Source organism: Paenibacillus xylanilyticus (assembly GCF_013359935.1).
Classification (GTDB): Bacteria; Bacillota; Bacilli; order Paenibacillales; family Paenibacillaceae; genus Paenibacillus; species Paenibacillus xylanilyticus.
Window position 1 is genome coordinate 544235 of record NZ_JABMCB010000206.1, and the last position, 15318, is coordinate 559552.

11 protein-coding genes are annotated in these 15318 nt (G+C 47.4%); 6 read left to right on the plus strand and 5 right to left on the minus strand.

The annotated features are described in order from the left end of the window. Nucleotides 1-30: 30 nt before the first annotated feature. Nucleotides 31-1791 carry a cache domain-containing sensor histidine kinase gene (locus HP552_RS34380; RefSeq protein ID WP_175399784.1) on the minus strand — a complete coding sequence of 587 codons (1761 nt, stop codon included), beginning with the start codon at nt 1789-1791 and terminating at the stop codon, nt 31-33. Nucleotides 1792-2062: 271 nt separating this feature from the next. On the opposite strand from HP552_RS34380, the gene HP552_RS34385 reads away from it, so the two are divergent. The 4 genes from HP552_RS34385 (at nt 2063) to HP552_RS34400 (ending at nt 6662) form a co-directional block, all read left to right on the plus strand. Further along, the gene (locus tag HP552_RS34385; RefSeq protein WP_246311174.1) at nt 2063-2974 is read left to right on the plus strand and encodes an ABC transporter permease; all 912 of its coding nucleotides are present in this window, start codon (nt 2063-2065) and stop codon (nt 2972-2974) included. 24 nt (nt 2975-2998) lie between these two features. Next, nucleotides 2999-3889: a carbohydrate ABC transporter permease gene (locus tag HP552_RS34390; RefSeq protein ID WP_175399786.1), complete on the plus strand. Its 891-nt coding sequence runs from the start codon at nt 2999-3001 to the stop codon at nt 3887-3889. Between the two features lie 130 nt (nt 3890-4019). Then, complete coding sequence (locus HP552_RS34395; RefSeq protein WP_175399787.1) at nt 4020-5630, plus strand: extracellular solute-binding protein; 1611 nt, start codon at nt 4020-4022, stop codon at nt 5628-5630. Between the two features lie 144 nt (nt 5631-5774). Continuing rightward, nucleotides 5775-6662, plus strand: coding sequence for a divergent polysaccharide deacetylase family protein (locus tag HP552_RS34400; protein ID WP_175399788.1), 888 nt, complete (start codon nt 5775-5777; stop codon nt 6660-6662). Here the strand turns inward: HP552_RS34400 and HP552_RS34405 are convergent. Continuing rightward, a complete protein-coding gene (locus tag HP552_RS34405; RefSeq protein WP_175399789.1) occupies nt 6637-7398 on the minus strand; it encodes an N-acetylmuramoyl-L-alanine amidase family protein in 762 nt (253 codons plus the stop codon). The two genes, HP552_RS34400 and HP552_RS34405, sit on opposite strands and share 26 nt — an antisense overlap. Before the next feature lie 214 nt (nt 7399-7612). On the opposite strand from HP552_RS34405, the gene HP552_RS34410 reads away from it, so the two are divergent. Next, nucleotides 7613-7837, plus strand: coding sequence for a YqzE family protein (locus HP552_RS34410; RefSeq protein ID WP_175399790.1), 225 nt, complete (start codon nt 7613-7615; stop codon nt 7835-7837). 103 nt (nt 7838-7940) lie between these two features. Here HP552_RS34410 and HP552_RS34415 read toward each other — a convergent pair whose 3' ends face one another. The 3 genes from HP552_RS34415 to HP552_RS34425 form a co-directional block, all read right to left on the minus strand. Next, nucleotides 7941-8996: a hypothetical protein gene (locus tag HP552_RS34415; protein WP_175399791.1), complete on the minus strand. Its 1056-nt coding sequence runs from the start codon at nt 8994-8996 to the stop codon at nt 7941-7943. A 178-nt stretch (nt 8997-9174) separates the two neighbouring features. Further along, entirely contained in the window at nt 9175-10419 is a 1245-nt protein-coding gene (locus HP552_RS34420) for a YqhG family protein (protein WP_246311182.1), read from the minus strand. 2 nt (nt 10420-10421) lie between these two features. Then, nucleotides 10422-12182 carry a DEAD/DEAH box helicase gene (locus tag HP552_RS34425; RefSeq protein WP_175399792.1) on the minus strand — a complete coding sequence of 587 codons (1761 nt, stop codon included), beginning with the start codon at nt 12180-12182 and terminating at the stop codon, nt 10422-10424. A 333-nt stretch (nt 12183-12515) separates the two neighbouring features. On the opposite strand from HP552_RS34425, the gene HP552_RS34430 reads away from it, so the two are divergent. Next, entirely contained in the window at nt 12516-15167 is a 2652-nt protein-coding gene (locus tag HP552_RS34430) for an adenosylcobalamin-dependent ribonucleoside-diphosphate reductase (protein WP_175399793.1), read from the plus strand. Nucleotides 15168-15318 lie beyond the last annotated feature (151 nt).

Consider the following 15318-nt stretch of genomic DNA (forward strand, 5'->3'; position numbering starts at 1 on the left):
TATGTATTTCAATTAAGAATTCGTGAGCTATCAGACCTGAACTTGATTCTGGGGAAGGATGATTCGTATGGTCGTCCCCGCACCCAGTCGGCTGTATACTTTTACACCGTAATATTCACCAAATTTCAGCTTAATCCGTCGATCTACGTTGGATATCCCATAACCTCGTCCTGGTTTGTCTTCAAGCAGTGATTGAAGGGTATCACGCGACATGCCCATGCCGTCATCTATGACGGAGAGAATAATTGAATTATTTTCGACGACCCCTTTGATGTGAATATTCAGTGGCCTTTCCTGATTCCAAATGGCATGAATAATCGCGTTCTCCACAAATGGCTGCAGAGCAAGCTTGACAGTGGAGTAAGGCAAAACCGTTTGATCGATAGTATAGATGAAATTCAGCTGTCCCTTGAACCGAATGAGCTGAATGGCATTGTAACTCTGAGTCAGTTTTACTTCCTCGTTAATGGTTAGAATGCTTTTACCTTTATTCAGTGATATCCGATAAAACTTGGCCAAATTCAGAACCATCTCCTGAATTTGGGGATCTTGATGTTTTATGGCGAGAGAAGAGATCGAGCCCAACGTGTTATACAGAAAATGAGGGTTGATCTGGGCTTGCAGAAGATCGAGTTCGGCCTCTTTACTCTGCAGCTCCTTCTGATATACCTCGGTAATGAGACTTCTCAAACGGGTTGTCATTTGCTGAAAAGCAAAATGAAGCTGGCCTATCTCATCACTGCCCAGTTGTTCTTCATGCGTTGGATTAAAGTCGCCGCGTTCGATCCGCCGAATCATCCGGATTAACGTCCTGATGCGTTTGCTGAACAGCGAAGCGGTAATATAGATCAGTAACAGGGCTACACCAATAAAGCCGAGAGAAATTTTGATAATGAGCTGTGACAATGATTTGGCATCCTTGATAATGCTGTCATAAGGAAAGATGGAAACCGTTTTCCAGCCATTTTTCAGCGTGTTATATACGGCGAGTGCCTTGACCCCCTGATAGGTCGTGTCAAATCTGCCGGAAAGAGATTCTCCGAAGTTTTGCTGAAGCAGTTCCGGCAAACGGGTATTGATTAACTTTTTGTCTGCAGATGATAAAATAATGCCTTGGTCATTCATGATAAAGATATCTTTGCCTCCGGCTTCCTTTTCCATTAACGAATAGATAACAGACTCGGAAATTTGGAATACGAGCATGCCATAGGGATATTGATTGCTATTATTGTTCAGCAGCCTCGCAAGGGTAAACATAGCGGGACCTTCCTCTGTTATCGGGGAGGAGAGGTGAACAATATTACCGTACGACTGCTGCAGTTTCTGGTATAGTTCGGTCTCTTGAACCTCAGGTGTAATGGGCTTGATATAATAATGATCTTTGGGTAGGGATGGGTTGTCCGAGTAAATGAATGCGCTATCAAAATCAGGGTAGGCAGCCATGATGGTATCGATGCGATTACCAATATAATTATAGACATCCAAATAGGAAGGATCATCCTGATATTCAGACGTCAGGTAATTGGCTAGTCGATTATCCAGATAAATAGAGGCTGAAATATGCTCATAGCTGTCCAATTTATTTTCCAAGTTTTTGGTAATCTGTGCGGTGGAATTCATCATATTGATGTAAATCTGCTCGGTCAGCTTGGATTTGGTGAGTTCAAACGAAAAATAAACCAACAGCATCATCGGAATAATGGTGACCAGAACAAATACCAGAAACAGTTTGGACCTGAAGCTTAGATTCACAAATGGCATATAGATGTATTTTTTGTAAAATGGACGCATGAAGGAGCCCTCTCTCCATTGAAGATTCATTACATAGAGTTCATCATAGCAGACCAAATATGGAAATCCAATAACGGTTTTCACCGAAAACATCGTTAAAAAGCGGCATTTTTCGGAGCATTGAAGTATGGTAAGCAAGCGCTATCAAAATTAAGATGAAAAGGTAAACAGTTGAATCAGGATCAGGCCAATCATGACTGTTATAAAGAAAAAGGGAGGGCATTTGATGCACAAGGTAAGCGCTATCAAAACAGTCAGGAGCAATAATCTGATGAGCAGACTAAAAGACCAAAAGTGGTTATTCGTGCTTATGCTACCTGCCTTCATTGCAACATTGTTATTTTCCTACGGCCCCATGTTCGGGCTATATATGGCATTTACCAATTATCAGCCGGGTGGGGAGTCATTTTTTCACCAGTTCTTTCATGCCGAGTTTGTAGGCTTCCGGTGGTTTGAGTATTTCTTCACCACGGGAGATTTCTACCGGGTCATGCGCAATACGCTTGCAACAAGCTTGCTGACATTGCTATTCGGGTTTCCTGCACCAATCATACTCGCGCTAGTACTGAACGAAGCCAGACAGGGATTTTTCAAGCGTTTTGTACAGACAGTATCGTATTTGCCCCATTTTATCTCATGGGTTATTGCCGCCAATATTGTGATTACGCTGCTTGCTTCAGACGGAATGCTGAATAATATTCTGGTTCTGCTGGGGATTGTTGATGATCCGATTGCTTTTATGCAAAACGGACCTTTGTTCTGGTGGATTATTGCCTTGTCCAACATGTGGAAAGAGATGGGCTTCAGTGCAATTATGTATCTTGCCGCCATTTCCTCAATCAATCCGGAGCTCTACGAAGCTGCCAGGGTGGATGGAGCGAGCAGATTTAAGCAAATGTGGCACATCACTCTTCCTGCGTTGCGCCCAACGATTGTGATCCTGGCTATTCTTGCGGTTGGTGGAATTTTGAATGCGGGCTTCGAACAGCAGTATCTGCTGCAAAATAACACCGTGCTCGAATATTCGGAAGTCATCGATATTTATGCTTACAAATATGGCTTGCAAAACAGTATGTTTTCATACGGAGCAGCCGTTGGAATGTTCAAATCCGTTGTCGCATTTATTCTCGTTGTCATTGTGAACCGTATCTCAAGAAAAGTAAACGACCAGGCGTTATTTTAAACAAGAAGGAAAGGAGTGCTCAGGATGTTATTGAACAGATTCGGCGATCAGATTTTTAAATTGGTTGTTTATCTCATTCTTATCATGGTGCTATTAGTTACATTCCTGCCCTTTTGGAATATACTCGTTCTCTCATTAAACAGCGCGGAGGATACGGTCCGTGGCGGCGTGTACTTGTGGCCTCGCGTCCCTACCTTGGACAGTTACAGCCAAATTTTGAAGGACAGTGAGATTCTGAACGGGCTGTGGGTCACGGTCAAACGAACGCTGATTGGTGCACCGCTGTCGGTGCTGGTCATCACGATGCTGGCCTATCCGCTAAGCCGGCGGAATTTGGTGGGGCGCAAGGGCTGGAATTTGTACTTCATCTTCACGATGTATTTCGGCGGCGGATTGATCCCCTATTACATGGTACTTAAAGCCCTGAACATGATTGATACGTTCTCCGTCTTCATTCTGCCCAGTCTGATGAATGTGTTTTACATGATTATCGTACGTACGTTCATGGAGCAGCTCCCCCATGAGATTGAGGAATCGGCCAAAGTGGACGGAGCCAACGATCTCACGATTTTTTTCCGGATTGTGATGCCGCTGACGACACCTGTACTTGCGACAGTGGGATTATTCCAGGCGATTGGCCATTGGAACGCGTGGTTTGACTCTTATGCCTTTACTTACAGCTCGGACCTGAAGACTTTGCAAGCTGTTCTGGTCAAAATCTTGAGTCAGTTTCAGACCGGTGGGATGGTATCGCAAACGCAGATGCTGGCCAACTCAGCCAAGCGAAATGCTGTTTCGAGTGACACCATCCGAATGGCAGCAACAATGGTTGCAACGTTACCAATTATTCTGGTATATCCGTTTTTGCAGAAATATTTTGTCAAGGGTATGACTTTGGGAGCCGTAAAGAGTTAATCTATTCGTTGGTCTGGTTGCCGGAGGAGAGTTATTCGGCGGCCGCTCCTGAGAGGGGGTGGTACAGCGTTAATTGGTTGCCCAAATAATTCAGTAAAGAACTTATTCATTGGGAGGAATTAGGGTGTCAATGAAAAAAACAAAAAAATGGATGGTCATGGGCATTACTGCTGCATTAGTCTTCGGTTTGCTGGCGGGCTGCTCCTCAAATGAGGAAAAAGAAAGTTCGGGTACAGACGAAAAGGGAACTGAACAAGGCCCTATTACATTAACCTGGTTTGATGGCAATACCAAAGGAGAGCCTTTCACCGATGCTGTAGCCCAGCAAATCACCGAAAAGACCGGTATAGAGATTTCCATCCAGCAGCCGACGGGAAATCCGACGGAAAAGCTGAGCTTGATGCTGGCGAGTGGTGATTACCCTGATGTGGTGGTCATGAGCCGTGGAGATGCCTCTTTGGATAAATACATCTCAAGCGGGGCCTTCATTCCACTTGATGAGTTAATTGAGAAATACGGATCGGATCTGAAAGATATGTATGGGGACACATTGACCAAGACACGTTATACGGACGGCAAAAATTATTACCTGGCAAATTGGTATGGCCTCGATAGTGATCCGGTGTTTGGCATGCTGATGAGGCAAAGCCTGCTGGAAGAACTTGCCCCGGACAAGGCGGATGGGTCTGAGCCGCTGACGACGGACGAGTTTGAATCACTTCTTAAACAGTTCAAAGAGAAATACAACACGATAGATGGCAAAGAGTCGGTCCCCATGACGATGAATGGGGAGAACATGGGGGCGAATCTGGGGACCTTCAAAGGGATGTGGGGTCTAAAAACCTATTACGATAATAACGGACGACTACAATATGATGTCAAGGATCCAAAGTATCGTGAGATGTTACTATATATGAATCGTCTGTATAGAGAAGGATTGATCGAGAAGGAATTCGCCATTAGCAAAACACAAACGTGGATTCAAAAGCTCACGACAGGAGCGGTATTCTCCACCCCAGGCGCGTATTGGGATCCAGGAAACGGAAATGCAGCGCTGAAAAAGGATGGCGGGGAGAAAAATCAGTTATTTGCTTATAAAGTTGTAGCTCCTGGCGTAGACCCGGGTCAAACCACTTTTGGACCAAGAAGCTCGCTCGGGTGGGATGCCATCGCCATTACCAAAAATAATAAACACCCCGAAGAAACGATGAAGCTGTTCAACTATCTGGCCAGTGATGAAGGACAGCACTTGCTCCTATGGGGCAAGGAAGGCGAACAATACACCATGGTGGATGGCAAGCGGCAGCCTGACCCAGCATTCCTGCAAAGCTTCAAGGATAATTGGGATGAGACTGTGAAGACAAGCGGGGTTCGGAAATGGCTGTGGTTTATCAAAAATGGTCTGGACCCGAATGGACAGCCGTATGATATGGCCGTTAAATACCAACGAAGTGAAGTCGATGAACTTGCGATCAAGACTTTGGGCGATTCGGTATGGGATACCGCAGAATATGACAACCTCAATCCAGACGGCGGAACACCGGAAGCGCTGACGGCCCAAAAGGTCAAGGATATTATGGACCAAAGCATTACGAGAGCCATTATTGCTCCAACCGAGGCAGAAGCGAATGCCATCTTCGACAAAATGCTTGAGGATATGAAAAAGGCCGGAGATGAGAAGGTGGAAGACATCATTAACCAGAAATACGTACAGCGCATGGAGCTGTGGGGTAACAAATAAGCTGGACTGATTCGTGTTTTAGTGAAGGGGATCTTCTCTCGGGGAGGTCCCCTTCTTTTTGACGGGAACAGGCTTTTTTTGTCTAACATATTCCTACTTCATTGTTCAAATAATGATGTAACAGAACAAAGGAGGGAACGAGGGATGAAAAAGGCTGAACGAACAGGGGCGTCCAGTCCATGGACGATTCGAATTTCTTTGATGCTGGTGTGTATGCTGGTTATCGTTTACGCAGGAGGGCCAATGATTTGCAGTGCAAGGTCACTTGCCGCAGAGGAAACACAACCAACCGTAATACCTCAATCCAAAACACAGCATAAACGAATGGCAATTATTATTGATGATGCGGGCAATGACATGAAAGGCACTGCGGAGATATTAAACATGCCAGTCAAACTTACCCTTGCCGTGATGCCATTTTTGCCAACCACGAAGAAAGACGCTGCGGCTGCACATGAAAAAGGAATGGATGCGATTGTGCACATGCCGATGGAGCCCAAAGTTGGAAGACCTGAGTGGCTGGGTCCCGGTGCGATCACATCCAATCTGACGGACAAGGAAGTCCGCGAACGAGTGGAGAAAGCCATTGATGATGTTCCCTACGCCATTGGCATGAACAATCACATGGGATCCAAAATTACTTCCGACAAACGCATCATGTCGATTGTGCTCGATGTATGCCGCGAGCGTGGGCTGTTTTTTGTGGACAGTCGCACCAATTTTCGTTCGGTTGTGGGTGAACTCGCTGTCTCCAAAAATATGCCTCCGGTTGGCAATGACATTTTCCTTGATGACCGAAATTCGAAGCCGCATATTCGTCAGCAGATGGATTTGGCTGCCAAGAGAGCCTTGGAGAAGAATATGTGTGTCGTCATTGGGCATGTGGGTCAGACGGGACTAAATACATCCAGCGTTGTGCGCGAATCTGTCACCCGCCTGCAGGATCAAATTGAGTTTGTCGGCATCGGAGATCTTGTTCGTGAAGTTTGGCACTGGCATGCTGCCCCTACACTGCCGACAAATAATAAATAATGCCATCTGCAATGGACTGGGCGATATGTTTCTGCTCTGCAGGATCACTCATCATGGCCCGGTCTTTTGCATTGCTCAGAAATCCCGTTTCAACGATAACTGCCGGCTGTTTCACCTGATTCAGCAGATAGAAAGGTTTACCCCACACTACACCGCGCTGTGTACCAAACAGATGATTAAGTTCGGTCTGGATGGACTCTGCGAGCAGGTAGCTGCGGCCTTCCTTTTGGTGGAGTACAATCGGTCCACGTGTAGCTGACTTTGGACTCCAGTTGGCATGGATACTGACAACGATATCGGTGCTTACTTCTTCACTGAGGCTCTTGCGCTGGGCCAGGTCCTTGCGATGACGAGACCTGCTGTTCAGCCAGCGATTCTCATCACTAAGTGCATAATCACCAAGCCGGTTGATGATGACAGCATACCCTTTGCTGCGAAGCAGAAGGTACACCTTTTGACTGATGGCCAGATTGATGTCTTTTTCCAGTACCCCGTGTTCTGTCGTCCCGCCGTCAATACCGCCATGTCCAACATCCAGCAAAATGACTGGAGCAGCAAATGCGTGGTGTGTGGAGCGATAGGCGTCCCCATCGGTAACAGGCAGCAGCGAGGGACTCACAGACTTAGGGATGGAATGTGGTGATGGAATAGCAGCGGAGATGGCTTGTGCAGGTGTCAAAAGCATAAAATTAATCCCGATCAGCCATGCCATCAATGCCGTCAGCAGCTTATTCATGAGTTATGCACGCTCCTTCTTATCATTGGCATCTTACCCACAAGGAATGGATGGATACCTTTGGCATTAGACTGTGCAATATTGGTTTTTTCATACTTCGTGAAGAAAAAAATTGTTTATCCATGGGCTGATCTGCGCACAATAGAGGTATCGTACCCGGGAGCAAATCGATGCGAATGATGCAAAATCTAAGGTACAAAGGAGGCAGAGGATTATGGCCAAAAGTGATGAGCTGGTGAAGTATATTACGCAGCGTGTCGTTCATTTTATGGATACACCAAAAGAAGAGCGCAAGGGGCGTACAAAAGCAAAAGAGCCTTGGGCAATGAAATGGTTTGGCATGCTTCCGTTTGCTGTATCCCTCTGGGTAGGGAAAAAGGAAAAAGCATTGGACTCAGGTGGGAAAATGCAAAAACGAAGTTCTTCTGGCAAAGGATAAGCGGTTAAACTGACGCAGCAGATTGAAATTAATAAGACGCATTCCTGATTCAGAATCAGAGGAAGGCGTCTTATTTGTGTTTTTGTTGTCTCCAGAAGGATCTCTATGGCTTAAAGGTATAAAAATGACCATCCTCGATTAGGGTATCCAGAGGAACAAATCGTCTTACCGAAGAATGTCCCCCGATCGCCACGTATTCCATTTGCTCCGATGTATTATGCTTTTGCCAAACCTGATATCCGCTGACAGGAAGAGGGCCGCCATATAACACATTACGATCATCGGCAGAAAATACGATATGTTGATGCTTTTTCCACTGCTTTATCAATGGCTCCAAACTTGTTGCAGGGATCGCTTTGGAAGTGATCCATGACAGATTGTCAGCCGGATCAAATACAGGTTGCAAATGGATAAAATCTGCTGTGAATGATGAGACATTCGATGATTCTTCCATTTTGAAACGAAGCTGTGCAGATACGGGGAGCACGGAAGATCGAATTTGCTCATCTCCAGAGCTGCGCTCATGGGCCTTCACGACGCTGTTTGGTAATGTGTCGCCGTTGGTTGCGTCAATATAGATTGCAGCAGTACCGGATTGCTCCACTTCCCAATACGCAAGCAGCGGGGAGGCATATCGTAAATGTATATCCACTCCGCGAGATAACTCCTCCAGATTCAGATCATGTCTTTTAAGGGATTGCTGGAGCAGAGAGATGTTGTAAGGATTTTCTTCTCCTTGTCCATATTCACTTAGGTGCAAATGCCCACTTCGGTCAGCTGTAATAATCATATATCCAATGGGTTTTCCATCAACATGGGCATTGACAAGCCAGCTGTGTGTACCCGGGCCAAGAGGGGAAAAATCGAGCTCTGCGTCATTCCAGCCTTGGTTGGAAGGTTGGATGGAGCCAAGGGATATGGTCTGTTGATGCGCAAACTGCTGGACAGCAGCAGGAGCGAGTGTCCCGGAACGAAGGGAAGCCTCGGTCATTGCATTTGTTAACTGAAAAGACAATAGCTCAGAGGCCGTTTCATCCAAACTCAAGGTTTCCTCTGCTTGCAACGATGTAGACAAGGTTGTTAAACCTAAGAGGCACATGGCACCAATACCTGCTGCCCGGCGAATACCATGCCACGGTCTATGGAAGATTCGTTTCATAATAACACCTTCTTTTCTAGGGTACATCATGACGAATGGAGCCGATTATTCGCTGCATGATCACTTCTAGGTTCATTCTAGTGGACAAGCCATGCAAAGGTTGCTGCAACCTGTCGGGCCGCCACTCATGAATAAACACTACTTTTGACGTCATTTGCTGGAAAAGTAGTGTCTGCGTCTATCTTAAATGAAACATGCCGCTGCTAATGGCAGTGACCTTCACTTTGGGCTCATACTGCCAGATCATTTCTGTTCGGCGCGTCTCATATTGCAGTTTCATCGCTTCACGGTCCATTACAGCCTGTCTGGTTTTCTCCTGTTCGGAATCCGTCTCTTCATCCAGCGGGACGATCGGCTCAGCAGCAAGCTCTGCATCGGTGCCAGGTTTCTTCCCCGCCGCTCCTATTGATATTCGATTCACAGGAGCAATACGGGAGTGATCTTCCGTAGTGGACTGAATTCCTTTGGTTGTCGTTTGTCCCTGTCCCTTGGAAGCAGTAAGGTGTTCCGCAACTGAGGTGTCGTCATTTACCTCGACTTCAGGTGTATCCTCTCTCAGAACTGCTTCATAGTAGGCATCCACTACACCAAGTTCCAGATCCAGTCTTGCTTTGGCCTGTTCAGCCCACCCGTAATCCAGTTCCAGCAAGCGTTGAGTGAGATGTGCTTCCAGGGCTGCTCCAGCATCAGATAGCGATACCTTGGCGGTCTGAACATGCATGTTCTCGGCCAGTCTTGGGCTAAGGTCTCGCCGGTTCAGCTTGGAGCCGAACTTTTCGATAATTTCACCTGTGCGAAGAGAGATACCAAGAAAATGAAGTTCCTCTCGTTTCAAATCGCAAGCAAATTCAACTTTGAAACAGACACCGAGCCAAGGCTCGTATACGGCCGGTGCGGCAGCACGCAGCTGACGTTTCGGGGCCTGCTCGAACAAATTCACAAATGCTCCGCCTTCACGGGCCGCATCGAAGATCTGCTGCAGTCTGCGACTGCCATAGACAACATCTTCACGCAAAATCCGGCCGGGACCGAGCTGCGGAAGTGCTGGAGTAATGCCGAAATAACGGCCAAGAATTGTATCTTTGGGTGCATCCGGAGTGGAACCGGAACCCGCATTCAATCCGCCGGAAGTATCTTGACTGGCAGAAGGAGGGGGTGAAGCTTGAGCAGCTCTGGCTTCTGCTGCCTCGATGGCTTGCTGATGGGCTGCAGGGTCAAATACGAACGTAAAGGACATCGTTTCAGCCGGAGCACCGGTTCGCTCCACAAACCCCCAATAATAGGGACGGTTGGTTAGAGCCTTATCCGCTTCAGGCGAGAGTTTCACTGTTATATGTGCAGGGGATCGCTCCATAATCTGACAATCCATCGCTTCGAGATAGGTAGTCACATAAGTTTGAACTTCATGAGATGACATGGTCATGGTTAGTGTCCTCCTTTGCCCAGATCCAGAAGGGAAACAGACGGAACTTCATCGGCGACTTCACGCTGAATGGAATTCAGCGATTGCCCAAGTGAATCCATTTTGCGACGAATGTCTTCTTCGTTTTGGGATTCGAGCATGATTTTATACAGACTCTTTTCGATGGATTCTTTTTTCTCGAGTCGTTCCAGAATGACATCCAGTCCGCCAATGACCATTTCGAACATATTGATCTTTTCATGCAGCAAATTCAGGATGTGTTCTTCAATGGTGCCTGTCGTTGACAGATTGTAGATATTCACATCATTTTGCTGTCCCAACCGGTGTACCCGTCCAATCCGCTGCTCCACCCGCATGGGATTCCAGGGCAGGTCGAAATTGATCATGTGATGGCAAAATTGGAGATTGATGCCCTCGCCGCCAGCCTCGGTTGCAATCATCGCTTGGACACGGCCGCGGAACAAGTCCATCATCCAGTCCTTTTTTCCCCGGTTCATACCGCCCCGATAGGGAACAGCGGTTAGTCCGTTGTTGCGGAAGTAATTCAGCAAATACTCCTGCGTGGCCCGGTACTCGGTGAAAATGATGACCTTCTCATTCATGTTGCGAATCAGTTCCATCGTTTTCTCGGCTTTTGTATTTTCCTTAATGGCCTTGATATGGGCAACCAGTTCCCAGATCTTGTCCCGGAGCGGGGAGTCCAGCGGGAGTTTCTTGGACAGATTGACCAGTGTAACGAAAACAGCATCCCGGCTGCTGCACACTTCCCGCTGTAACGTGACGAGAGAAAGCATGCTGCTCAAGTTTCCTCCGGCTTCCTGATACTGGTCTTTAACAAAAGAGGTCACACCATCATATAAAGCCTGTTCTTCAGGCGATAGCTGCAAATTCACGTTGGAGACGTTCCGTTTGGTGAACTGTACCGGACCTTCGCCGCGGCGATTGCGGATCATGACTTTGGACAATTCGTCCTTGAGCTGCTCCTGATTTTTCGGAACGCGTTTATCCACGACAAAGTTGGCTGCAAAGTCGCCCTGACGACCAAGCTGGCCCGGTTTCAGCAGATTAATCAGATTAAACAGCTCGCTCATGTCATTCTGAACGGGGGTTGCGGTCAGCAGCAGACAATATTTTTTGCGCAGTTTCAGCATGAACTGGTAGTTTGTCGTTTTTTTATTTTTGAGCTTATGGGCTTCATCAATAATAATCATGTCATAGTCCGTGTTCAGCAAAATGTCCTTATGTGGATCTCGCTTCGCAGTATCCATGGAAGCCACGACAACTTCATTTTGCCAGGAATAGGCCTTTTTCTGTGCAACTGCTGGAATGCCAAACTTCGAATTCAGCTCTCGAACCCACTGAAGTACAAGGGATGCAGGAACGAGAATGAGCACCTTGGATACGAGACCACGGACCATATATTCTTTTAAAATCAGACCTGCTTCTATCGTTTTTCCCAGTCCGACCTCATCGGCTAGAATGGCACGGCCTGACATTTCAAATAATACCTTGCGTGCAGTGTCCAGCTGGTGTGGAAGCGGGGTGAGCCCCTGCAAATGCTTCAAACACTGTATTTCATCAAAGTTGGGAATCAGATTGGTCTCTTCTGCCTGAATGCCAAGCTGAAAGAGTCTGTAATCCCCCCAAGGTCCACCCTTATCGAGTCGTGACTCCAGCTGTGTCAACCAGCTGCGATCGAATTCAAGCGGAACGGGCAGTTCAGCTGCAGGTTGATTCATGTGAAGCGGATGTTTCCGGTTCATGGTGATGCCTCCCCTGCCATACATGATGACGTTTTATTCGTAGGTTATAGTATGGACGAATGAGGGGCAGTTCATAACCAGGCTCCAAATAAGGTGCGAAATCTGCCTTTTATGCCCAAAAAATTCACAAATTCAGAATAACAGCGTCTGATGGCGTAAGAAAGAGCTTGTCCGAGTACATAGCAAATTGGAAGACTGACTATGACAAAAGTCACATGGAAAATCAATATATGGTGTACTATACTGGATATATATCACTATATGTGGTGTTAAGGCATATTTTATTGCATAGTGGAAAACGAAATGGGATTTATGGGGAGGCTGTCAATCATAATGACTACGAACAAATTGTCGCACAAGCTGGAAGGACTCAGTGAAAAAATATTTTTGGACCGATACGCCTGGAAGGATGCCGATCCGAACCATGCCAAGGCAGGGGATGTTGTACTCGTCCTGACCAAAGATGATCCCAAGTTTCCAACAAAAGAAGTAGGCGAAATCATCGAACGTCAAGGTCAGATGGTGAAGGTGAAAACCCGCAGCGGAGATATGATCCAGACGGAAGTGGAGAAGCTTACGTTGAATATAGAAAGAACACCGGAGGAGATGTGGGATCGGCTGGCGAAAGCGATGGCCTCGGTGGAGTCTACTCCTGAAGAGCAGCAAAAATGGGAATCCAAGTTCCGCGCTGTATTGGATGATTGGAAGCTGGTGCCTGGGGGCCGAATTGCTGCTGGTGCAGGTGCAAGCGACGAATTGACCCTTTTCAATTGTTACGTCATTCCATCTCCTGAGGACAGCAGAGGTGGCATCATGAAAACGTTGACTGAAATGACGGAGATTATGGCTCGCGGTGGCGGAGTAGGCATCAACCTGTCGTCACTCCGTCCGCGTCGTGCAGTTGTAAAAGGGGTGAATGGATCTTCCAGTGGTTCGGTATCCTGGGGCGGTTTGTTCAGTTATACCACGGGATTGATTGAGCAGGGTGGCAGCCGCCGCGGAGCGCTCATGCTGATGATGAACGATTGGCATCCGGATATCATGGACTTTATTACAGTCAAACAAACAATGGGCCAGGTCACCAATGCCAATCTCTCGGTATGTGTGAGCAACGCATTTATGGAGGCCGTCAAGCAGGACGGCGACTGGCAGCTTGTTTTTCCGGATACGAGCGACCCGGATTATGACACCGAGTGGAACGGGGACCTGCAGCAATGGAAAGAGGCCGGGCACCCGGTAATCCATTACCGTACAGTAAAAGCGAGGGAAATATGGCATACGATTATTGAATCGGCCTGGAAATCAGCGGAACCTGGGGTTGTATTTATGGAGTATTACAACCAGATGTCGAACAGTTGGTATTTTAATCCGATCATATGTACGAATCCATGCGGGGAACAGGGCCTGCCGGGATGGGGTGTGTGCAATCTGTCGGCCATTAACTTATCCAAATTTTACGATGAGGCCAGTCATGATGTGGCGTGGAGGGATCTGGCGGAGACAACACGCATCTCGGCGAGATTTTTGGACAATGTGATCGATGCAACGCCTTATCATTTTGAAGAAAATAAAAAGAATCAGCAGCGGGAGCGTCGGGTTGGACTTGGCACGATGGGACTGGCAGAGCTGATGATCAAGCTGCGCATCCGGTACGGCAGTCCGGAATCGCTTGAATTTTTGGATAAACTGTATGGTTTCATTGCGAGAGAGGCATATCTCGCATCAGCAGATATTGCGGCAGAGAAAGGCGCTTTCCCGGCCTTTGAGGTGGAACCGTACTTACAGAGCGGATTTATGAAAAAAATGGTCGAGACCTATCCAGAAGTGGGAGAGGCCATCCGCAAACAAGGCATTCGTAACGTAACACTGATCACGCAGGCCCCAACAGGGAGCACCGGAACGATGGTGGGTACGTCAACAGGGATTGAACCGTATTTTGCTTTTAAATATTTCCGCCAAAGCCGGCTCGGTTATGACGAGCAGTTTGTCCCGATTGCGCAGGAGTGGCTGAATGAACACCCTGGTGAGGAATTGCCCGATTATTATGTGACAGCGATGGATCTGTCAGCAGAAAATCACATCCGGGTACAGGCCGCGATTCAGCAATGGGTCGATAGCTCCATTTCAAAAACAGCCAACTGTCCGGCTGATTTTACCGTGGAGGATACGGCGCAGTTGTATGAGCTTGCTTTCGACTTGGGTTGTAAGGGTGTAACGATCTACCGGGATGGCAGCCGTGATGTACAGGTCCTGTCGACGACGAAGAAGGAAGAGGCGAAGAGTGAAGCCAGCAGCGAGACAAAAGGGGCAAAAGAGGAGACTACAGCAACGATGGCCAGCACCCTTCCTTCAGGGTCTGCGGTGACGGAGCCGGAAGGCAAGACATTCGTGAATTCCTCGTCTTCTGCTAAAGTGCTGGATAAACAATACAAGAGCCGTCCACAGGTGCTGCGCGGTGCAACGTATAAAATTAACACACCATTTGGCATGGCATACATTACGATTAACGACCTGGACGGCATTCCGGCGGAGATCTTCCTGAACGTGGGTAAAGCTGGATCAGATGTATTCGCCATGGCTGAAGCGCTCGGAAGAGTTTGCTCCCTGTTCCTGCGATACGGTGACCATGGACATAAAGTAGAGCTGTTGATCAAACATTTAAAAGGCATCGGAGGCTCGGGAGCAATCGGCTTCGGAGTGAACCGGGTCGAGTCCATCGCAGACGCAGTTGCCAAAGCGCTCGAGAGTCACGTACAGAGCACAGCTGAGGTACACGAGGCTGATTCAATTGAAGTCAATGATCCGTTTGCTATCGGGAGTTCGAAAGAAGGGGATGTTGGGCTGCAGGAGAAAAAGAATGGTGGCGAAGAACGAAGCACCTTTGGCGAGTCCAGGGATTTATGTCCTTCTTGCGGATCAGCATCTCTGATTAATATGGAAGGCTGCAAGACGTGCAGCAATTGTGGTTATAGCAAATGCAGCTGATGGAAGACATGCACATATCTTCAGTAAAAAAGCGGGCAGATTCTTGTCCGCTTTTTTGCCTGTTTGCTAAATGAGTACAAAGTCATGAAATAACCACTTGTATTCCGTACGTTCCAATATATCGCATACTTGATGATGGGACTGAAGAGAA